The organism is Gordonia caeni (genome assembly GCF_039537105.1).
GTDB classification, from domain to species: Bacteria; Actinomycetota; Actinomycetes; order Mycobacteriales; family Mycobacteriaceae; genus Gordonia; species Gordonia caeni.
The window spans coordinates 98,390-117,894 of sequence record NZ_BAAAZW010000002.1; the positions used below are offsets into that span (position 1 = coordinate 98,390).

Genomic DNA, 19,505 nt, shown 5'->3' on the forward strand with positions numbered 1-19,505 from the left:
GAACCCCTGACCGGGGCTCTTAACAGCGAGCAGCCCGGCACCGAAACGGTGCCGGGCTGCTCGTCGTGCGGGGTCCGCGTCAGTTCTTTCCCGCCAGCTCCGTGTACGACTCGCGCAGTCGCTTCAGCGGCTCGTCCTGCAGACTCGACGTGCCGTAGACGTCGTCGAAAGTCGCGAGTTCGCCGCCTGCGCAGGCGCTCTGTGCGGCCCGCTCGGCCGCGGTCAGCGCCTGCACGCCGTCCACGTACCGCTGAACCCCCTCCGGCGTGGTCGCCGTCGCGACCGACGGCAGACCGAGCTCGGCGCCGTCGTCGAGGACCACGACGGGCCGGAACACGGTGACGATCACCGTTCCGGCATCCTGCGTCTGCGGGCCGACGGTGAACGCCAGCCGGCCGCCGGTGCCGGCCGGCACCTCGGCGGTGTACGGCACGGTGGTGACCCCGGTGGTGGGGACGCCCGCCTGCATCGGGAGGGCGACGCTGTAGGTCCCGGTGACGGTGTCCGGCTCTGGTGGCGCGGTGAAGCACGCGCCCACTCGGCGCGACGACAGCACGTCGACCTTGAGTTCCGTCACCCGGATCGGCTCATCGCTCTGATTCGCGATGGTCGCCTCCACCGGAATCGCGGTGCGCCCGCCGTCGAGCGTGACGGGCGCACCCAGCGACGGCTCGCTGATCCGGACCGCCTCCGAACTGCCCCGCGCCCACAGGACCACCCCGGCGACGATCACCGCGAGCATCACGATCACCCCGGCGGCGGTCCAGCCCGGGTGCTTGATCGCGCCCGGATCGATGCGCGCGTTCGGATCGTCCATCGTCGTCCCCTCGTCGGCCGGTGCGTCTCCGGTGGTGTCAGCTCAGGCCGATCGCCACACCGGTGGCGATCGCCCACACCAGCATGGCAAGTCCGGTGGTCGCCAGGGCCGGGATCAGCGCACGCCCCTGCGCCCCCGACGTGACCGGCCGCAGGGCGACGACGCCGAGCGGCAGCGCGAGCAGGCCGAACAGGGCCCACCAGTCGGTGAAGGCGCCCACCCAGAGGGTGATCAGGAACGGGATCGCCATCAGGATCACGAACAGCGTGCGGGTGGACTGATCGCCCAGCCGGACGGCCAGGGTCCGCTTGCCCGACTCGGTGTCGGTGGGGATGTCGCGCAGATTGTTGGCCACCAGCACCGCACTGGAGAAGCAGCCGATCGCGACCGCGCACATCAGGCCCACCGCGTCCACCTCGCCGGCCACCACGAACTGGGTGCCCAGGACCGCGACCAAGCCGAAGAAGACGAAGACGGCCACCTCGCCGAACCCGGAGTAGCCGTAGGGACGGCTGCCGCCGGTGTAGTACCAGGCACCCAGGAGGCAGAGGACGCCGACCGCCAGCAGCCACCACGCGGTCGTCACCGCGACGATCACGCCGGCCACGGCGGCGATACCGAGACAGATCAGGGCGGCGGTCTTCACCGCGCCCGGGCTCGCCGCACCGGAACCGACCAGGCGCAGCGGGCCCACCCGGTCGTCGTCGGTGCCCCGGATGCCGTCGGAGTAGTCGTTGGCGAAGTTGACGCCGACGATCAGCGCGAGCGCCACCACCAGCGCCAGCGCCGCCTTCCACCAGACCACGTCGCCGACGTAGGCGGCCGCGCCGGTGCCGACGACGACGGGTGCGATCGCATTGGGAAGGGTGCGGGGCCTGGCGCCCTCGATCCACTGGTTCACGGTTGCCACGACCGCAATCCTCCCACCGCGGCGCAAGGGCTGTCCGGCGGGTCGCGCCGCGCGGGTCCTCCAATGAGATGAATTCGCCGATTCATCCAATCGGGCGATATCGGGCCAGGTCACAGGCGTGGTCTTCTGGGTCAGTCAGCTGTGCTGTCGCCGTCTCCCAGCCCGAGGCCCGGCGCGCACCGTGCAAGAAAGACCCTTCTGTGACCTCTCGGCCGAACCGTGCCCGTCGTCGTCTCGCCGCCACCGCCGTCACCTGCGGCCTCTGCCTCGGCTTGGCCGCGCCCTTCGCGATGGCTACCGCGGACGTCTCCGCCGGCGATCCCGTCGCCGTGCCCGGGAACCTGAACACGTTGACCGACGCCGACGGCAACCCGGTCGTCACGTGGGAGCCCGGTGTCGGCAACGCCGCGCTCGGGGGCGACGACGCGCTCCTCAAGCTGCTGTCCGAGGCGGCCGGCGCCCTGGTCATCGTCACCCCCGGCACCGACGACACCGGCCTGCACCCGCGCGTGAACGGTCTGGTCGGCCAACGCGATGCCGCGTATGTGAAGTACCCCGAGTCGTTCGCACCGGTGATCACCGGTAACGCCGACACCCCGCTGGGGCTGCCGTTCTTCGCCCCCTCATACGTCGAGTCGCGGACGGCGGCCGAGCAGAACAACCTCGCCGTGATGGACGCCCTCAAAGATCATCCGGGCATGGTGGTCTACACCGGCTACTCGCAGGGCGCCGAGGCCGTCGGCAACGCCGCCGAGCAGCAGGTGCGCGCCGATGCCGGCAAGGACGACGCCGACAAGATCCTCCGGCCCAACACCGTGATCCTGCTGATCTCCGATCCGCGGAGCCCGTGGGGACTCAAAGGATTCGGCGCCGATCTGCCGCTGAGCGGGCTGTGGGTGACGCCGTTGCTCGGCGCGCTCGGCATCGACAACGACGGTGCTCGCAACCCGGCCGACACCGGCGACCTGCAGGTGATCTCGGTGATCGTCCAGGGCGACCCGGTCGCCGACTGGCAGTGGAAGTGGTTGCGGCCGGCATCGTCGCTGCTGGTGAACGCGGCCGGGTTCGTGGCGATCCACTCGCCCGGCGACGGCCCGTACGGACACCTCGACGGTTCGGCGAACGACGCGGGACAGACGCTGATCATCGGCGGCCCGCAGCTGCTGTCCAGCGCCGACGGCAACACCACCTACGCCGTGTACGACACCTACCATCCGCTCGCGCTACTCAACGCCCTGGTCTACGACGCGCTGGGGATCTCCTACGACGAAGAAGATCTGCAGCGCTGGGACACGCAGGCCGAACTCTTCTATCCGATGACCGACGTCGCCGACAAGAAGACCTTCGGCGGCGTGGCCGTGACGGCCGACGACGGGGGAGCGGGCGGCACACCCGTCGGTGAGGCCGCTCCGGTGCCGGCGGCGGATCCGACCGCGCAGCAGGCGGGCGGCGCTCACCGGCTGACCGGCTCGGACGGTGAGTGGGCGGCGGCCCCCGAGCAGTGGAGCGGCAACCCGCCCAAGCACGCCCTGGGGGAAGGCCGTCAGGACGACGGTGCGCAAGAAGAGTCGCCGGTGATCCCGGACGGCTCACCCGGGGAGCAGACGCCGCCGACGGCCGAGGAGCCCTCGGTCGCCGAGCCCGTCGAGCCCGTCGAGCCCGCCGGCGCCACCGCGGACCAGGCTTCCGACGTCGGCGATCTGGATCCGGTCGCCTGATCGACTGGCGGAGCGCACAGCAGTCCGTATGCTGGGCGGCATGGATGTACTACGCAGCGTAATAGTCGTTCTGCACCTGATCGGTTTCGCGATGACGCTGGGGGCTCTGCTCGAGGCGGCGATCCGCAAGCGCTACGAGTTCTCCGCCACCATGAACTACGGCCTGGTGGTCTCCCTGATCACCGGGGTATTCCTGGCCGGTCCGTGGGGCGATTACGACCCGAATTACCCGAAGATCGGCACGAAACTGGTGCTTCTGGTGGTGCTCGGCGCGGTCCTCGGCATGGGCAGCGCCAAGCAGCGCAAGACCGGAAGCCCGCTGCCTCCGGGTCTGTTCTGGAGTGCGGTGGGCCTGTCGGTCGCCGCGTGCGGCGTCGCCGTCATCTGGTAGCTCCACCGGATTCAGCCCCGAGACGACCGACGCCCTCTGGAATCCAGGGGGCGTCGATGGTCTCCGGGGGCCGGCTACTTCAGCGGGGAGCCGTCGTAGAGGATGTCGAAGAACTGCGCGGCGACCAGCTGTTCCTTGCTGCGCTCGGCGCCCAGGGCCTTGCGGTAGGCCAGCACGTGGCGCAGGCTCAGCGCCGAGTAGATCAGCGGCATGTGGTCCTTGCGCTGGTCGTAGACGCCCTTGGCGCCCTTGGCGGCGGCGAAGTCGGCGCGGGCGCGCTTCGGGTGCATCAGCGCATCGCGCAGCACCGCGGCCTTGATCATCTTCTTGCGGCCGGCGGGGACCAGCACCAGACCGTCCGGCTTGAACAGCGCCGTGTCGAGCTCCTCGGCGGTGGCGATGGTGCACCCGGCCGTCGGCCGCGGATTGCACTCCACCATGTAGTGCGTGCCGTCCGCGGTCACCAGGTAGTCCATGCTGATCTGCCCGGTCCAGTTCAGTTCCTTGGCGATCTTCTGAACTGCGGCAAGTGATTCCGGCGAATCGACGGACTCGAAGACGACGCCGCCGCGGTCGTCGATCCTCATCGGATGCTCGTAGCAGGAGTGCAGCATCACTTCGCCGTCGTGCACGACGCTCCAGCTGCAGCGGTCGGTGCCGACCAGGAACTGCTGCACCAGCCACGGGTCCTGCTCGGTGGGCTTGATGTCTTCGACGGCGGTCTCGCCGGCCAGCGGGCCGTAGTTGGTGATGATGTCCAGGCCGCCGCGGCCGAAGGTGGCGCGGGCGAACCAGTGCTCCCAGCGCTGCGTCGCCGCCACGAACTCCTCGGGCGTGGTGCACACGATGGTCTCGGCGACCGGCAGGTCGAGGCGACGGCACAGGTCGGCGAAGGTCGACTTGTCGTTCACCTCCAGCAGGGCGTCCAGCTGCGGGAAGAACAGGGTGACGTCGCGGTCGCCCTGGATCTTCTCGCGGTTGGCGGCCAGGTAGAAGACCTCCTCGAACATCGGGAGGACCCAGTCGATCTGCTCGTCGTCGATCGTCTTGATCACATCGTCGACGAAGGCGTCCGGCTGCTGGGTGGGCGGCGCCGTCACGACTCGCTTATTCACTCCCTTGGAGTGCAGACCGGGCGATTGCTTGAAGGTGTCAGTGGCTACCACGTAGCGATGGAGTTCTTCACCGAGTTTGTGAATTTCGTCGACGGCGAACGGCATACGTGCGCTGGTCACGAGAAGGCGGGGATCGTCTGCGGACATGCCATCAATCTAACAGTGAGTCCCGGTGATCCGAACGGAGTCGAGATCGGTTCCGGGTCGCGAATTCGTCCCGGAGCGCTCGCCGGTCGACCTTCCCGGGACCTCGCACCGGGAGCTCGTCCAGAACCAGCAGATGCCGCGGGACGGCATAGCGGTCGAGCCGTGCGGTGACCGCACGCTGCAGGGCGCCCAGCTCCGGGGCGGCCCCGTCGGGCACCACGGCCACGGCCACCGCGTCGCCGAGGCGTTCGTCGGGCACGCCGAAGACCGCGCAGACGGCGACGCCGTCGAGTGCCTCGATCACCGCCTCCACCACCTGCGGCACCACGGTGAGGCCGCCGGTGGAGATCGCCTCGTCGGCGCGCCCGGCGATCCGCAGGAGGCCGTCGTCGACCGCTCCCAGGTCGTCGGTGCGGAACCATCCGGGGGAGGCGAAGGCGGGGTGCTCGGCGATGTTGCGGTAGCCGAAGGCGACCGTGTCGCCGCCCAGTTCGACGCGGCCGACACCGTCGGCCGCGGGCTCGGCGATCCGCATCCGGGTGCCGGGCAGGGGCCGTCCGTCGTACACGCAGCCGCCCGCGGTCTCACTCATCCCGTACGTCCGGACCATGCGCAGCCCCGCGGCGACGGCGGCGTCGGCGAGGGCCGGCGGGGTGGCGGCGCCGCCGACCAGAATCGCGTCCAGGCCGGCCAGTGCCCGCGTCGCCTCGGGGTGTTCGAGGGCTTTGCGCAGCTGCAGCGGCACCAGGGAGGTGTACTTGCGCGGACCGGTCATCGCGTCCACAGCGGCCGGCAACACGGCGGGGTCGAAGCCCTCGCCGACGTCCACGACCACGGGCTCGTATCCGGCCGCGAGGGAACGGAGCAGCACCTGCAGCCCGGCGATGTGGTGCGGGGGCAGCGTCAGCAGCCAGCTTCCCGGGCCGCCCAGCGCCTGCGCGGTGCCGGTCGCCGAGGCGTGCAGCGTCTCGGGAGAATGCATGGCGCCCTTGGGTGTTCCGGTGGTGCCCGAGGTGGAGACCACCAGGCAGGCACGCGGATCGATCGGCTCGCCTGCGCCGAGCGCCGTGCAGAGCCCCCGCGCGGCGGCGGTGTCGTGCGCGGGTACCGGCAGATAGGCGGCGTCGCCGTCCAGCAGCGACCGCAACTCCCGCCGCGAATCCAGGACGGCCGGAGTCGGCGGCAGCGGGAGCGGGAGCAGGGTTCGGCTCAGGGCTCTTCCCTCCTCGTCGGTCGGGCTTCCTCGTCGGTCAGGGATGGACCACGTGCGAATCGAGCGGCCAGCCGGCGGCGGCCAGGCGCGCGGCCACCTGATTGATCTCGTCCCGGGACGGCTTCTGCTCGGTCACCGCGGCGATCGCCGCAGCGACGTCCTCGCGGGTCGTCGGCGACTCCGGATCGCGTTCCAGGGCCAGGGTGAGGACCACATCGGTCATCTCCGACTCGTCCAGCACGGGGGTGAGGAGGGCGAAGAGCGGCGGATAATCCTGCGGGGGAATCCCTTCGGGATAGCCGGTGCGGATCCAGTTGATGACGTTCTCGAAGACATTGGCAGCCATGGGACGGGTGGCCTTCCGTGCGAGGGCGGGGAGCTACTAGTACGTGCTGGCGGGGAACACCTGGATGTTCAGGTGGTGGTACAGGGTCTGACGGGTGATCCAGAGGATGCCGAGGATGATCACCACGGCCACGACGGCGTAGAGGAAGTATCCGGCGTAGCGGTAGACCTGATTCGGTGCGGTGGCGGTCTCGGCGTCCTCGTCCGGGGTGCTCAGTGCGACCAGCCGCATGCCGACGGCGAACAGTGCGGGGAGCCCGGCGCCCAGGAGCAGGCCGATGGCGAGCACACGGCTGATTGATTCGGCGATCTCGGCGAAGTCGATTCCCATGTCGTGGACCTTCTCTCTTCCGTCGTGGGGTCTCAGGCCTGCTGCTTCGGCTCGGCATCGGCGCGGGCCTCGGCCGGGATCACCGAGTTGGACGGATCCCAGTCGGCGTTGACGTTCTTGGAGTCGACCTTGTGGCGCTGGGCGCGCAGCCACATCCAGATGCAGGCCGCCAGCAGGATGGCGAAGATGGTGAGCGCTCCGCCCATGCCGCCGATCCCGTTCGCGAGCCAGTAGCAGAGGGCGCCGACCAGGCCGGCGGCCGGGAGCGTGGTGACCCAGGCGACGGCCATGCGGCCTGCGACGGCCCAGCGGACCTCGGCGCCCTTGCGGCCCAGGCCGCTGCCCAGGATGGAGCCGGTGGCGACCTGCGTGGTCGACAGCGCCATGCCGGCCGCCGAGGACGTCAGGATGATGGCGGCCGACGAGGCTTCGGCGGCCATGCCCTGCGGCGAGCTGATCTCCACCAGGCCCTTGCCCAGGGTGCGGATGATGCGCCAGCCGCCGAGGTAGGTGCCCAGCGCGATGGCCACGGCACAGCTGCCGATCACCCAGAGCGGCAGGCCCTGCTCGGCGACGTCGGAGTCCAGGTGCCCCGTGACGATCAGCGCCAGCGCGATGACGCCCATGGTCTTCTGCGCGTCGCCCGTGCCGTGGGCCAGGGAGACCAGCGAGGCCGACGCGATCTGGCCGGTGCGGAAGCCGTCTTCCTTCTTCTTCTCGGCCAGCTTGCGGGTGATGGCGTAGATCGCCATGGTGCCCACGGAGGCGACGATGCAGGCGATCACCGGCGCGAGCAGCGCGGGCACGATCACCTTGCCCACGATGCCGTTCCAGTTGATGGAGACGCTGGCCGCCAGACCGGAGCCGATGAGGCCGCCGAACAGTGCGTGCGAGGACGACGACGGCAGGCCGAACAGCCAGGTGACGACGTTCCAGATGATGGCGCCGACGAGGCCGGCGAAGATGATGGTCAGCGCGACGGTGGCACCGCCCACCTCGGAACTGAGTTCCGCGGGCTCGGAGGGGATGTTCAGGATCCCCTTGGTCACGGTCGTGGCGACCTCCACCGACAGGAACGCACCCACCAGGTTCAGCACGGCTGCGATGGTGACGGCGACCTTCGGCTTGAGCGCACCCGTCGCGATGGATGTGGCCATCGCGTTGCCGGTGTCGTGGAAGCCGTTGGTGAAGTCGAAACCCAGTGCGGTCACGATCAACAGCACCAGGATCAGAGTCTCTGCGCCCATAGCGACAACTATGAGGCTTCACCGGGCTTCGGCGTCAATTTTCGATGAACCCGGGTAATCGGCCCTGACCTGCGACTTCACCTTGCGTTCAGGAATGTTCACGGCAGTGTTTACCTGGCGGTGGCCGAGCCGTCGTCAAAGTGACCTAAATCATCGCGCAGGCACCTTAATGGAGGGTGAACAGGGGGTTTCGGCACGGTCGCAGAACCGGCGCAGCGGAACCGGTCGCGGTCGGTGGCAGAATGCCCGGCATGACGATGAAACTCGGGATGCCCATCAACTACGCGGGAGATTTCCGCGAGACCATCGAGAATCTCCGGGACTTCGAGCACGCCGGTGTCGTGCGGGTCACCGTTCCGGAGGCGTACAGCTTCGACGCGGTGTCGCAGCTCGGCTACATCGCCGCGCGCACCGACACGATGGAACTGCAGACCGGCATCCTGCCGATGTACTCCCGCACCCCCACCAACCTGGCGATGACCGCGGCCGGGCTGGACTACATCAGCGGCGGCCGCGTGATCCTGGGGATCGGCGCGTCCGGGCCGCAGGTGATCGAGGGCTTCCACGGCGTCAAGTACAACTATCCGCTGGGTCGGGCCCGGGAGACCGCCGAGATCTGCCGCATGGTCTGGCGGCGCGAGCGGGTGGTCTACGACGGCAAGCACTACCACCTGCCGCTCACCGAAGAGCACGGCGGCAGCGGGCTGGGCAAGCCGCTGAAGATCATCAACCATCCGGTGCGTGAGCAGATCCCGATGCTGCTGGCGGCCATCGGACCGAAGAACGTCGAACTGGCCGCCGAGCTGTTCGAGGAGTTCCAGCCCATCTTCTTCCATCCCGAGTTCGTCGACGCCGCCTTCGGGCCGGCCCTCGCCGCCGGCCGGGCCAAGCGCGATCCGGCACTGGGCGACCTGATCGTCGTGGTGCAGGCGGCCGCGCGGATCACCGAGGACGAGGCGGAGATCGAGCGCTGCCTGACGATGATCCGCCACCACGCGGCGCTGTACATCGGCGGCATGGGTGCGCGCGGCAAGAACTTCTACAACTCGCTGGTGCAGCGCTACGGCTACGTCGAGGAGGCCAAGCTGATCCAGGACCTCTACCTGGACGGGCGCAAGCAGGAGGCGGCGGACGCGGTGCCCGACGCCCTGGTGCGGGCCATGAGTCTGATCGGACCGAAAAGCTATGTCGCCGAACAGGTATCGGCATTCCGTGCGGCCGGAGTCGGGGTGCTCCTGGCTTCGCCGGCCGCCCTCACCCATGCCGAGCGCGTGGCGGACATGGAGACGGTGGCCGGGCTCATCGGCTGAGCGCGAACAGGCGGCGCCGACGGTACTCGCGGGTAGGATTCGCCTATGGCCAGGAACTTGTGCGTCTGCGGTCACGACCGCACAGCCCACGCACACTACCGACCGGGTACCGACTGCGCGGTGTGTGACGACCGATCGTGCACGCGGTTCCGTCCCGCCACTCTCCTGGGGCGACTGCGGACCGCGCTGCACCTGAGCTGACCGACTTCGGCGCTCGTACCGACCCTGAGGGTCGCTCGAAGCGCCAAAGTCCTCCGGCCGCGGTCTGCCGGTCGCCTTCAGCCGGTCGAGCGAAGTCGAGACCGCGTGCCGTGCAGTCGGAACTCAGTAGTAGTAGGGAAAGTCGTCCCAGTCCGGCGCCCGCTTCTCCAGGAAGGCGTCGCGGCCCTCGACGGCCTCGTCGGTCATGTAGGCCAGGCGGGTGGCTTCCCCGGCGAACACCTGCTGGCCCATCAGGCCGTCGTCGGTCAGGTTGAAGGCGAACTTGAGCATGCGTTGCGCGGTGGGGGACTTGCCGTTGATCTTGCGCGCCCATTCGATCGCGAGCTCCTCCAGCTCGGCGTGGTCGGCGACGCGGTTCACCGCCCCCATCCGGTGCATGGTCTCGGCGTCGTAGTCCTCGCCGAGGAAGAAGATCTCGCGGGCGAACTTCTGCCCCACCTGCTTGGCCAGGTAGGCGCTGCCGTAGCCGGCGTCGAACGAGCCGACGTCGGCGTCGGTCTGCTTGAAGCGGGCGTGCTCCCGCGAGGCCAGGGTCAGATCGCACACCGCGTGCAGCGAGTGCCCGCCGCCGGCGGCCCAGCCGTTCACCACGGCGATCACCACCTTCGGCATGGTGCGGATCAGGCGCTGCACCTCCAGGATGTGCAGCCGCCCGCCCTCGGCCTTCACCCGCGCGGCGTCCACGCCCTCGGTGCCGGCGGCGGCGACGTCGCTGTCGTGGCTGGTGGCGTACTGGTAGCCGGAGCGGCCGCGGATGCGCTGGTCACCGCCGCTGCAGAACGCCCAGCCGCCGTCCTTGGGGGAGGGGCCGTTGCCGGTCAGCAGCACGGTGCCGACGTCGGGAGAGCGGCGGGCGTGATCGAGGGTGCGGTACAGCTCGTCGACGGTGTGCGGCCGGAAGGCGTTGCGGACCTCGGGCCGGTCGAACGCGATACGGACGATTCCGTCGGCGCGGCCCTCACCGGTGTGCCGGTGATAGGTGATGTCGGTGAGCTCGGCGAAGCCGGGGACGGTCTTCCACTGGGTGGGGTCGAACGGCGAAGTCATGGATCCGAGCCTAAGGCACCCGCTCGGCCCCCAAGCGATCGCTTGATCGCGCACCGGATACGTTGGACCGATGACCGGTGCCCCGCGCGATACCAAGTGGAACCCTCCCGCGCCGGAGGACTCCCCGCAGGGGGGCGGCTTCCGCGCCGAGTTCGACGTGACGACCGACCGCGGCGGACCCCGCTACGGCGAGTTCGTCGAGCAGGTGCGCACCTTCATGGACAAGGTGCGCTACGCGTGCCCCACCCCGGAGCTGGCCGACGAGGTGATCGAGGAGCTCAAGCAGTTCAATGCCAAGCTCGACACCATGCTGGTGGACGAGTGGCACACCCCGTCGGGCACCCGCATCGACCTGCCGTCGCGCGGCAACATCACCCTCCCGCCGTACGAGATCACCGACGGCGGTGAGGACGGGGTGAGCGCCACCGTCGAGTTCCGCCGCTTCCACCTCGGCGGCAACGGTGTGGCGCACGGCGGCCACGTCGCCGTCGCCTTCGACGACCTCGGCGGCATGGCCGCGGCCCTGAACGTCCACGGCGTCGCCCGCACCGCCTACCTGACCGTGAACTACCGGTCGCTCACCCCGCTCGAGACCCCGCTGACCCTGAAGACCTGGGTGGAGCGCCGCGACGGCCGCAAGCTCTTCGTCAAGGGCACGCTGCACGAAGGCGATCGGCTCTGCGCCGACCTCGACGCGCTGTTCATCGCCCTGCGCCCCGGCCAGGCATAGCCGCCCCCGCCGCGGCAGGGGACGGCGCCGGTCAGAGTGTCGAATCTGCACCGGCATGCGATCACGGTTCGACACTCTGTGGGCGCCGGCGCGGATCCGGTCAGTCGTCGACCGGGAGCGACCGGATCGGGACGGCGGGCGAGCCCACCGCGACCACGTGGTCGGGCAGATCGCGCACCACGACGCTGCCGGCCCCGACCACCGTGTTCGCGCCGATGGTGACCCCGGCGCCGACGGTGACGTTCGAGCCCAGCCAGCAGTTGTCACCGATGACGATCGGCGCGGTGCGTTCGGCGCCCTGTCGGCGCAACCGATGGTCGTCGATCGGGTGCAGGGCGGTGGCCAGGACCGCCGACGGGCCGATCAGGACGTGGTCGCCGAGGGTGATCGGTCCGTCGTCCATCAGGAAGCAGCCGGCGTTCAGATAGACGCCCGAGCCGACGGCGATGTTGAAACCGTAGGAGCAGCGGAAGCGCGGGATCACCTCGAGGTCGTCGCCGCAGTCGCCGAACAGGTCGCCGAGCAGACGTCGGCGCCCGGTGTGATCAGCGGCGGGCAGGGAGTTGAACTCGTCCAGGACGCCGCCGCACACGTCGCGCAGCCGCCGCAGCTCGGGCCCGTCGAAATACCACTCACCGCTGACGAGGGCCTGCACCTCGTCGTGCGCCTGCGTCATGTGAGCTCGTGGACCTCGATGACGAAGCCGGCGCGACGCAGACGCTCGATCAGGACGTCACCCATCGCCACGGCCGGTGTGAGCGCGCCGGCCCGCTCGGGCAGCTGGTCGCGGTCGAGCGCCAGAGCCAGAGCCGATTCGCCGAGCATCACCGCGGTGGCCTTGTAGCCGGGATCGCCGTCGGCGCGCATCTGGGAGCGGAACCGCCGGCCCTTGCTGGTGGTGGTGTAGGTCCGGGTGATGAAATGTCCGGCCTCCCGCGTCTTCTCGTTCGGCCCCTGGCCCGGCTTGGGCAGCAGCCGGTCGAGCAGTTTGCGGGTCGGACGGAAGCTCATCGCCGCCAGCCCGATGCCGGTGCCCACCGACACCGCTCCGGCCGCCAGGGTGGACAGCACCGGTTTGCCGCCGACGAACATCGTCTCCTGGTACCGGAATCCGGGACCGTAGGCGTCGTCGAGCAGCGCATCCGAGCGGCGCACCACCCGGGTGTTGTACGAGGCCATGAAGAACGGCGCCAGCGTGCCGCTCAGCGACGGGTCGACCTTCTTCGCGTCGACCGGCGTGATGTCGCTCGGCTCCGAACTGGGGGCGGCGGACCGGATGTCGCCGGGCCCGCCGGACAGCGCCTGCGGGTTGAGCAGCAGGCGCCGCATCTCCGGGTCCTTGGCCTGCTCGGCGATCACCCGCATCGAGTCGACGGTGCCGCCGGAGACCGCGCCGCGGAACGAGGCCAGCACCAGCGTGGTCTCACCGAGCGTGCCCGCGTCCTCCTCGGCGGCCTTCCGGTAGAGCAGGTAAGTGCCCAGATCCGACGGCACCGAGTCGAAGCCGCACGAGTTGACGATCCGTGCACCGGTGCCCTTGGCGATGTCGTCGGCCTTGTCGATGGTGAACCGGGTGAACGGCACCTCACCGGTCAGGTCCACGTAGTCGGTGCCCGCGCTCGCGGCCGCGATCACCAGGTTCTCGCCGTAGCGCAGGTACGGACCCACCGTGGTGCACACCACCTGGGTGCGCGCGCACATCGCGTCCAGGGCGGCGGGGGAGTCCGAGTCGGCGATCACCAGCGGCCATGCCGCCGCCCGCTCGGGCAGCCGGCGGCGGACTGCGGCGAGTTTGGTCTCCGACCGGCCGGCCAGGGCGATCTTGGTGTCCTCCGGTGCTTGCTGCGCCAGGTAGCGGGCGGTCAGCTCACCGACGAAACCGGTGGCGCCGTACACGATGACGTCGAATTCGCGACTCATGACTCGACCTTAGGCCATCGCGGGAACGGCACGCCCGGGCCGAAGGCCGTGGATTTCAGCGGCGGCGCGCCCACCCCACCGACAGCGCACCCCACGGTTTGGGGGTCGCGGGCAGGTAGAACCGATCCAGTTCCTCGACTTCCCAGCCCGCGGCGGCCAGCTCGGCGGGGATCTCGCGCGTCAGCTCGCAGCCGCCGGCGACGGCCCGCTCGACCGGGTCGAGCAGCCGCTGCAGCCGCCGCACCCCGCGGTCGGGCGCCAGACCGTGCTCGGCGAAACCCAGCAGGCCGCCGGGGCGCACCACCCGGGCCAGCTCCGCCAGCGCCGCCGGCAGATCGGGGATGGTGCACAGGGTGAAGGTGGACAGGGCGCCGTCGAAGGCGGCGCCGTCGAAGGGAAGACGTTGCCCGTCCAGGCCGCCGCGGGTGATCGGGATCGGCGACCGGCTCACCCGCTCCTGCGCCCGCTCCCACGCGAGATCCGCCGGTTCGATCGCCGCCACGGACGTCACCGCGCCGGGATAGCAGCCGACGTTGAGGCCGGAGCCGAAACCCACCTCGACGATCGCACCGGACAGCGGGGCGGCCGCACGACGCCGCAACTCGTCCAGAGCGGGCATGCCGCAGGTCCGTTCCACCAGGCGCGGCAGCACCTTGTCCGCGTAGATGCCCATCACTCCACGGTAGCGCCGCGCAGGGCCGGCCGCGGCCCGACCATTAGGCTCGGGAACCATGAATCCGTCCACCCTGCAGGCCCGCGTGATCGTCGATGAGCTGATCCGCGGAGGGGTGCGCGAGGCGGTGCTCTGCCCGGGCTCGCGCAACGCCCCGCTGGCCTTCGCCCTGCACGCCGCCGACCGCGCCGGCCGGCTGCGCCTGCACGTGCGGATCGATGAGCGTTCCGCCGGCTATCTGGCGCTCGGCCTCGCAGTGGCCTCGCGCAACCCGGTCCCGATCGTGATGACCTCCGGCACCGCGGTGGCCAACATGAGCCCGGCGGTGTTCGAGGCCAACTACGCCCGCGTCCCGCTGGTGGTGATCAGCGCCAACCGACCCTACGAACTCCTCGGATCCGGCGCCAACCAGACCATCGAGCAGTTCGGGATCTTCGGCACCCAGGTGCGCGCCGCGATCAGCCTCGGTCTGGCCGAGGAGGACCTGGACACCAACTCGCAGTGGCGGTCGGCGGTGGGCCGGGTCCTGGCCGCCGCCCGCGGCGCCCGCACCGGCAACGCCGGGCCCGTCCAGTTCGACATCCCGCTGCGCGAACCGCTGGTGCCCGACGCCGGCGACGAGCCCGCCGGCGACCTCGGCGCCGTCGAGGGCGGCCGTTTCGCCGGCCGTCCCGACGGGCTGCCGTGGACGCAGTCGCCCGTGGGCAAGCTGGACGTCCCGATCGAGATCGACCTGACCGCCCCGACCGTGGTGGTCTCCGGTCACGGCGCAGGCGTGCACCCCGAGCTCGCCGGCGTCCCGACCGTCGCCGAACCGACTGCGCCGCAACCGAAGACGCCGCTGCACCCGCTCGCCCTGAATCGGCTCGCGCCGCGCCAGGCCGTCATCTGCGGGCGTCCCACGCTGCACCGTTCGGTCGCCCGGCTGCTGGCCGACCCTCAGGTGCGCGTCTACGCGCTCACCACCGGACCGCGATGGCCCGACGTCTCCGGCAACGTCTACGCCACCGGCACCCGTGCGATCGCGGCCGGCGAGCCGACGCAGGCCTGGCGCGACGAATGCGCGGCGGCCGAGCGCGCAGTCGCCGCGGCCGTCGCCGAGGAACTGGACGCCTGCGCGGACACGACGGGGCTGCACGTGGCCCGGGCCGTGGCCGCCGCGGTGGCGCCGGGGGATCAGCTGGTGGTCGGGGCCTCCAACCCGATCCGGGACCTGGCCCTGGCCGGATCGGTCGCACCGGGCGTGCGGGTGCTCTCCAACCGCGGGGTGGCCGGCATCGACGGCATCAACTCCACCGCCATCGGCGCGGCCCTGGCCGCCGACAGCGCCGGCGGCACCGGCCAGACCGTCGCCCTCGTCGGCGACCTCACCTTCATCCACGACGCCACCGGTCTGCTGATCGGCCCGGAGGAGCCGCGGCCGCGGGCACTGCGGATCGTGGTGGCCAACGACGACGGCGGCGGCATCTTCGGGCTGCTGGAGCAGGGCGATCCGCGCTTCGCCGGCGACGCCTACGCCGGCGCCTACGAACGGATCTTCGGCACCCCGCACCGCACCGACCTGTCCGCGCTGTGCGCCGGATTCCATCTGCCGTTCGCGCGGGTCGCCGTCGACCGACTGCCCGCCGCCCTGGCGGCGCCGATGCCGGCCGGTGGGATCGAGGTGCTCGAAGTGGCGACCCGGCGTGGACCGCTGCGGGCGCTGCACGAGCAGATCGCCGGGCGCCTGCGCTGACCGGCGCCGTCTATCCTGACCCCATGAACCCGGTGATTCAGCGGCGCGTGCAGCTCGGCTTCCTGTCGATCGGCATCATCGCCACCCTGATCGGGTCGGTGATCGTCCTCGGCGCCTACCGCAACGACGCCAAGATCGACGCGAACCGGGCCACCGCCGTCGCCGACGTGATCTCCGCCGACCGGTTGCACGCCGCGGTGAACTTCGTGACCCCCGACGGCGTACTGCGCAATCCGACGCTGGGACTGCTGTACCCGACGCAGCTCGAGACCGGGCAGCGGATCCTGGTGGACTACGACGCCACCGACCCGGACAATCTGGCGCGCCCGGCCGGGCGCGATGCGAAGCTGGCGGTGGTGCCCGGGCTGTCGATCATCCTGGCGGGCTGGGTGGTGGCGATCATCGCGATGCTGATCGTCGCCGAGATCAGCCGGAGGATGCGCCGCCGCGCTCAGCGTCTCGCCGGGGGCCTAGACTCGTCGGCATGACTTCGAGCGACGCATCCGGTTCCCGCGCCAGCCTGGAGAAGGATCCGTCCGAGGTCGCCGAGATGTTCGACGGCGTGGCCAAGCGTTACGACGTCACCAACACGGTGCTCTCGTTCGCGCAGGATCGCCGCTGGCGCAAGGCCACCCGCAAGGCGCTGGCCCTGCGCCCGCGCGACGTGGTCCTCGACCTGGCCGCCGGCACCGCCGTCTCCTCCGAAGAGCTGGCCACCTCCGGGGCCACCGTGATCGCCGCCGACTTCTCCCGCGGCATGCTGCGCGCGGGGGCGCAGCGCCCGGTGCCCAAGGTGGCCGCCGACGCCCTGCACCTGCCGTTCGCCGACGACAGCTTCGACGCCGCCACCATCTCGTTCGGCCTGCGCAACGTCAACGACGTCCCGCTGGCCCTCGCCGAGCTGCGGCGGGTGCTCAAGCCCGGCGGTCGTCTGGCGATCTGCGAGTTCTCCACCCCGACGTTCAAGCCCTTCCGCACCGTGTACATGGAGTACCTGATGAAGGCGCTGCCGGCGGTGGCCACCAAGGTCGCCAGCAACCCGGCGGCCTACGTCTACCTGGCCGAGTCGATCCGCGCATGGCCCGACCAGGCGGCGCTGGCCGAGCGGCTGACCGCGGCCGGTTTCGGCGACGTCGACTGGCAGAACCTGACCGGCGGCATCGCCGCGATCCACACCGGTGTGGCCGGCGGCTGAGGCCCGCTACACCGTCACGTGAACGGGGGCCGCGACTCGAAGCGACTCAGGCCCGCACCCGCCGTGCGCCAGGCGCGGGCGATCAGATCGGTGTCCTCGGCGGTCAGCAGATTGCCCATCACCCGCACGACGAGGCCCATCAGCGCCGCCGACCGGATCCCGGGGCGGCCGAGCACCGGGACCGTCCGCGGCATGGTGAGCAGGCCGGCGGCCCGGCGGGCGGCGGCGAAGGCCGCACCGTACTCCTGGCGCAGCAGCGCGGGCCACGCCACGGTGTGGTCGCGGCTCTCGTCCAGCAGTTGCACCGCCATCCGGCCGGTTTCGAGCGCGTAGTCGATGCCCTCCCCGTTGAGCGGGTTCACGCAGGCGGCGGCGTCGCCGATCAGCATCCAGTTCGGCCCGGCCACCCCGGACACTGCCCCGCCCATCGGCAGCAGCGCCGAGGCGACGCGCTGCGGCGGACCGGTCAGCCGCCATTCGTCCCCCACCATCTGCGCGTAGTGCTCCAGCACCGGTCGCAACTGCAGGGCGGCCGGTCGTGCGGCCGTCGCCAACGCCCCGACGCCCACGTTCACGGTGCCGTCGCCGAGCGGGAACACCCAGCCGTAGCCCGGCAGCAGGCCGCCGTCGGTGTCGCGCAGCTCCAGGTGCGAGCCCATCCACTCCGAATCCGACAGCTCCGAGTCCACGTAGCTGCGCCCGGCGACGCCGTAGGCGGTGTCCCGGTGCCATTGCCGGCCGAGGGTCTTCCCGAGCGCCGACTTCACGCCGTCGGCGACGATCACCTCGCCCACCCGGATCGACGACCGCCCGCGGTCGTGCTGCACGGTGACCGCGGCGATCCGCTCGCCGGTGCGCTCCACGTCGACGGCCTTGGCGCCGGCGACCATCCGGGCGCCGCGGTCGACGGCGAAGCGGCGGATGTCGTCGTCGAGTTCGACGCGGGCCACGGCGCTGCCGAACGGCCCGAAGCGCGAGGCAGGCCACGGCACCTGCTGTCGTGCGCCCCACCCGTGCAGGTCCAGACCGCGGATGCGGGGGCGTCGGTCCAGATAGCCGGTCATCCCCAGGGTGCGCAGGGCGCTCACCGCGCGCGGGGTGAGACCGTCGCCGCAGGTCTTGTCCCGCGGGAAGGTCGCGGCGTCGAGCAGCACCACGTCGGCGCCTGTCGCGGCGGCGTGTGCGGCGGCGGCGGCGCCGGCCGGACCGGCACCGACCACCAGGACGTCGGCGGATTCGGGGATCGGATCGCGATCGCCTGTTGGACTGGTCACCCGTCGATTATGTCCTCGCGCGGATGCGGTTACGCTTCTGGTGTCGCCGGGGCCGAACCGAGGTGCCGGTGCGCGCCGGTCTGCGGCGCCGCAGACACCGAGTGAGAAGATGAGGTCGTCACACGTGAAGTCGACATTCGCCGGACTCGACCTGGGCAACGGCGAGTTCGCCGCCGGAGTCGCCGACGCACTCGCGCGTGTCGAGGACCTCCTGCTGACCGAGCTGTCCTCGGGCGACGAGATCCTCACCGAGGCCGCCACGCACCTGGCCAAGGCCGGCGGCAAGCGTTTCCGCCCGATGTTCGCGGTCCTCGCCTCGCACTTCGGGCCCGACCCGGCCGGCGAAGACGTGATCACCGCGGCCACGGCGGTCGAGATGATCCATCTGGCCACGCTTTACCACGACGACGTGATGGACGAGGCCGACCTGCGGCGCGGCGCCGAGAGCGCCAACGCGCGCTGGGGCAACTCGGTCGCGATCCTGGCCGGGGACTTCCTGTTCGCCCGCGCCTCCCGGCTGGTGTCCACCCTCGGCCCGGGGTCGGTGCGGATCATCGCCGAGACCTTCGCCGAACTCGTCACCGGCCAGATGCGCGAGACCGTCGGCGCCCGCGGCGCCGACCCGGTGGACCACTACCTGCGCGTGGTCTGGGAGAAGACCGGCTCGCTGATCGCGGCGGCCGGACGCTTCGGCGCGATGACCTCCGGTGCCGACCCGGAACGGATCGCGACGCTCGCCCGGATCGGCGACATCGTCGGGGTGGCCTTCCAGGTCTCCGACGACATCATCGACATCGCCTCGGTGACCGGCGAGAGCGGCAAGACGCCCGGCACCGACCTGCGCGAGGGCGTGCACACCCTCCCGGTGCTCTACGCGCTGGCCGGTGACGGCGCCGACTCGGTGCGCCTGCGCGAGATCCTGGTGGATCCGGCGACCGGGGAGGCCCGGCCGCTCACCGACGACGCCGAGGTCGACGAGGCGCTCGGGCTGCTCAGCGGCTCGGCCGGCATGGAGCAGGCGCGACAGCGGCTGGCACAGATGGCCGACGATGCCCACACCGAACTCGCGACCCTGCCGGAGTCGCCCGCCCGGACCGCCTTCGCGTCGCTGGTGAATTTCACCGTCGACCGCGTGGGCTGACGCACACTGGGTACCGGGCCGGAA

The 19,505-nt window shown here is 70.9% G+C and carries 20 protein-coding genes; 8 read left to right on the top strand and 12 right to left on the bottom strand.

Annotation, left to right across the window (positions count from 1 at the left end; genetic code table 11):
• Positions 1–79: 79 nt before the first annotated feature.
• Positions 80–817 carry a hypothetical protein gene (locus tag ABD732_RS03230; RefSeq protein WP_344780549.1) on the bottom strand — a complete coding sequence of 246 codons (738 nt, stop codon included), beginning with the start codon at positions 815–817 and terminating at the stop codon, positions 80–82.
• Positions 818–854: 37 nt separating this feature from the next.
• A complete protein-coding gene (locus ABD732_RS03235; protein ID WP_344780551.1) occupies positions 855–1,727 on the bottom strand; it encodes a 1,4-dihydroxy-2-naphthoate polyprenyltransferase in 873 nt (290 codons plus the stop codon).
• Between the two features lie 200 nt (positions 1,728–1,927).
• On the opposite strand from ABD732_RS03235, the gene ABD732_RS03240 reads away from it, so the two are divergent.
• Together ABD732_RS03240 and ABD732_RS03245 are read left to right on the top strand one after the other, a co-directional pair.
• The gene (locus ABD732_RS03240; protein WP_344780553.1) at positions 1,928–3,445 is read left to right on the top strand and encodes an alpha/beta hydrolase family protein; all 1,518 of its coding nucleotides are present in this window, start codon (positions 1,928–1,930) and stop codon (positions 3,443–3,445) included.
• A 40-nt stretch (positions 3,446–3,485) separates the two neighbouring features.
• The gene (locus tag ABD732_RS03245; RefSeq protein ID WP_344780555.1) at positions 3,486–3,836 is read left to right on the top strand and encodes a Fe-S protein; all 351 of its coding nucleotides are present in this window, start codon (positions 3,486–3,488) and stop codon (positions 3,834–3,836) included.
• Between the two features lie 74 nt (positions 3,837–3,910).
• On the opposite strand, the gene ABD732_RS03250 is transcribed toward ABD732_RS03245, so the two are convergent.
• From ABD732_RS03250 to ABD732_RS03270, 5 genes are read right to left on the bottom strand one after another with little or no spacing between them, the layout of a single operon-like run.
• On the bottom strand, positions 3,911–5,098 hold the full coding sequence (locus tag ABD732_RS03250; protein ID WP_344780557.1) for an ATP-grasp domain-containing protein: 1,188 nt from the start codon (positions 5,096–5,098) through the stop codon (positions 3,911–3,913).
• A 4-nt stretch (positions 5,099–5,102) separates the two neighbouring features.
• Positions 5,103–6,311: an o-succinylbenzoate--CoA ligase gene (gene menE / locus ABD732_RS03255; protein ID WP_425552980.1), complete on the bottom strand. Its 1,209-nt coding sequence runs from the start codon at positions 6,309–6,311 to the stop codon at positions 5,103–5,105.
• Between the two features lie 37 nt (positions 6,312–6,348).
• The gene (locus ABD732_RS03260; RefSeq protein ID WP_344780561.1) at positions 6,349–6,657 is read right to left on the bottom strand and encodes a DUF3349 domain-containing protein; all 309 of its coding nucleotides are present in this window, start codon (positions 6,655–6,657) and stop codon (positions 6,349–6,351) included.
• Positions 6,658–6,693: 36 nt separating this feature from the next.
• Complete coding sequence (locus ABD732_RS03265; protein ID WP_344780563.1) at positions 6,694–6,987, bottom strand: hypothetical protein; 294 nt, start codon at positions 6,985–6,987, stop codon at positions 6,694–6,696.
• A 32-nt stretch (positions 6,988–7,019) separates the two neighbouring features.
• On the bottom strand, positions 7,020–8,234 hold the full coding sequence (locus tag ABD732_RS03270) for an inorganic phosphate transporter (RefSeq protein WP_344780565.1): 1,215 nt from the start codon (positions 8,232–8,234) through the stop codon (positions 7,020–7,022).
• Between the two features lie 257 nt (positions 8,235–8,491).
• Here ABD732_RS03270 and ABD732_RS03275 point away from each other — a divergent pair, with 257 nt between their 5' ends.
• Positions 8,492–9,544, top strand: coding sequence for an LLM class F420-dependent oxidoreductase (locus ABD732_RS03275; protein ID WP_425552981.1), 1,053 nt, complete (start codon positions 8,492–8,494; stop codon positions 9,542–9,544).
• 324 nt (positions 9,545–9,868) lie between these two features.
• On the opposite strand, the gene ABD732_RS03280 is transcribed toward ABD732_RS03275, so the two are convergent.
• Entirely contained in the window at positions 9,869–10,813 is a 945-nt protein-coding gene (locus tag ABD732_RS03280) for a 1,4-dihydroxy-2-naphthoyl-CoA synthase (protein WP_344780569.1), read from the bottom strand.
• 70 nt (positions 10,814–10,883) lie between these two features.
• Between ABD732_RS03280 and ABD732_RS03285 the strand changes: the two genes are divergently transcribed.
• Positions 10,884–11,543 (top strand): PaaI family thioesterase, encoded by a 660-nt coding sequence (locus tag ABD732_RS03285; RefSeq protein ID WP_344780571.1) that lies wholly within the window; start codon positions 10,884–10,886, stop codon positions 11,541–11,543.
• 100 nt (positions 11,544–11,643) lie between these two features.
• On the opposite strand, the gene ABD732_RS03290 is transcribed toward ABD732_RS03285, so the two are convergent.
• From ABD732_RS03290 to ABD732_RS03300, 3 genes are read right to left on the bottom strand one after another with little or no spacing between them, the layout of a single operon-like run.
• Complete coding sequence (locus ABD732_RS03290; RefSeq protein ID WP_344780573.1) at positions 11,644–12,219, bottom strand: sugar O-acetyltransferase; 576 nt, start codon at positions 12,217–12,219, stop codon at positions 11,644–11,646.
• Positions 12,216–13,463 carry a saccharopine dehydrogenase family protein gene (locus tag ABD732_RS03295; protein WP_344780575.1) on the bottom strand — a complete coding sequence of 416 codons (1,248 nt, stop codon included), beginning with the start codon at positions 13,461–13,463 and terminating at the stop codon, positions 12,216–12,218. Before ABD732_RS03295 ends, ABD732_RS03290 begins: the two co-directional genes overlap by 4 nt.
• Before the next feature lie 55 nt (positions 13,464–13,518).
• Positions 13,519–14,136 carry a class I SAM-dependent methyltransferase gene (locus tag ABD732_RS03300; RefSeq protein WP_344780577.1) on the bottom strand — a complete coding sequence of 206 codons (618 nt, stop codon included), beginning with the start codon at positions 14,134–14,136 and terminating at the stop codon, positions 13,519–13,521.
• Between the two features lie 58 nt (positions 14,137–14,194).
• On the opposite strand from ABD732_RS03300, the gene menD reads away from it, so the two are divergent.
• Genes menD through ABD732_RS03315 form a run of 3 tightly spaced genes read left to right on the top strand, consistent with a single transcriptional unit; the run spans position 14,195 to position 17,066 of the window.
• The gene (menD, locus tag ABD732_RS03305) at positions 14,195–15,871 is read left to right on the top strand and encodes a 2-succinyl-5-enolpyruvyl-6-hydroxy-3-cyclohexene-1-carboxylic-acid synthase (protein WP_344780579.1); all 1,677 of its coding nucleotides are present in this window, start codon (positions 14,195–14,197) and stop codon (positions 15,869–15,871) included.
• A gap of 23 nt (positions 15,872–15,894) precedes the next feature.
• On the top strand, positions 15,895–16,359 hold the full coding sequence (locus tag ABD732_RS03310) for a DUF3592 domain-containing protein (protein ID WP_344780581.1): 465 nt from the start codon (positions 15,895–15,897) through the stop codon (positions 16,357–16,359).
• Positions 16,356–17,066, top strand: a complete 711-nt coding sequence (locus ABD732_RS03315; protein WP_344780583.1) for a demethylmenaquinone methyltransferase — start codon at positions 16,356–16,358, stop codon at positions 17,064–17,066. The genes ABD732_RS03310 and ABD732_RS03315 overlap by 4 nt, the downstream gene beginning before the upstream one ends.
• A 14-nt stretch (positions 17,067–17,080) precedes the next feature.
• On the opposite strand, the gene ABD732_RS03320 is transcribed toward ABD732_RS03315, so the two are convergent.
• The gene (locus tag ABD732_RS03320) at positions 17,081–18,340 is read right to left on the bottom strand and encodes a geranylgeranyl reductase family protein (protein WP_344780585.1); all 1,260 of its coding nucleotides are present in this window, start codon (positions 18,338–18,340) and stop codon (positions 17,081–17,083) included.
• Between the two features lie 124 nt (positions 18,341–18,464).
• Here ABD732_RS03320 and ABD732_RS03325 point away from each other — a divergent pair, with 124 nt between their 5' ends.
• Positions 18,465–19,481, top strand: coding sequence for a polyprenyl synthetase family protein (locus ABD732_RS03325; protein ID WP_344780587.1), 1,017 nt, complete (start codon positions 18,465–18,467; stop codon positions 19,479–19,481).
• The last annotated feature ends 24 nt before the right edge of the window (positions 19,482–19,505 follow it).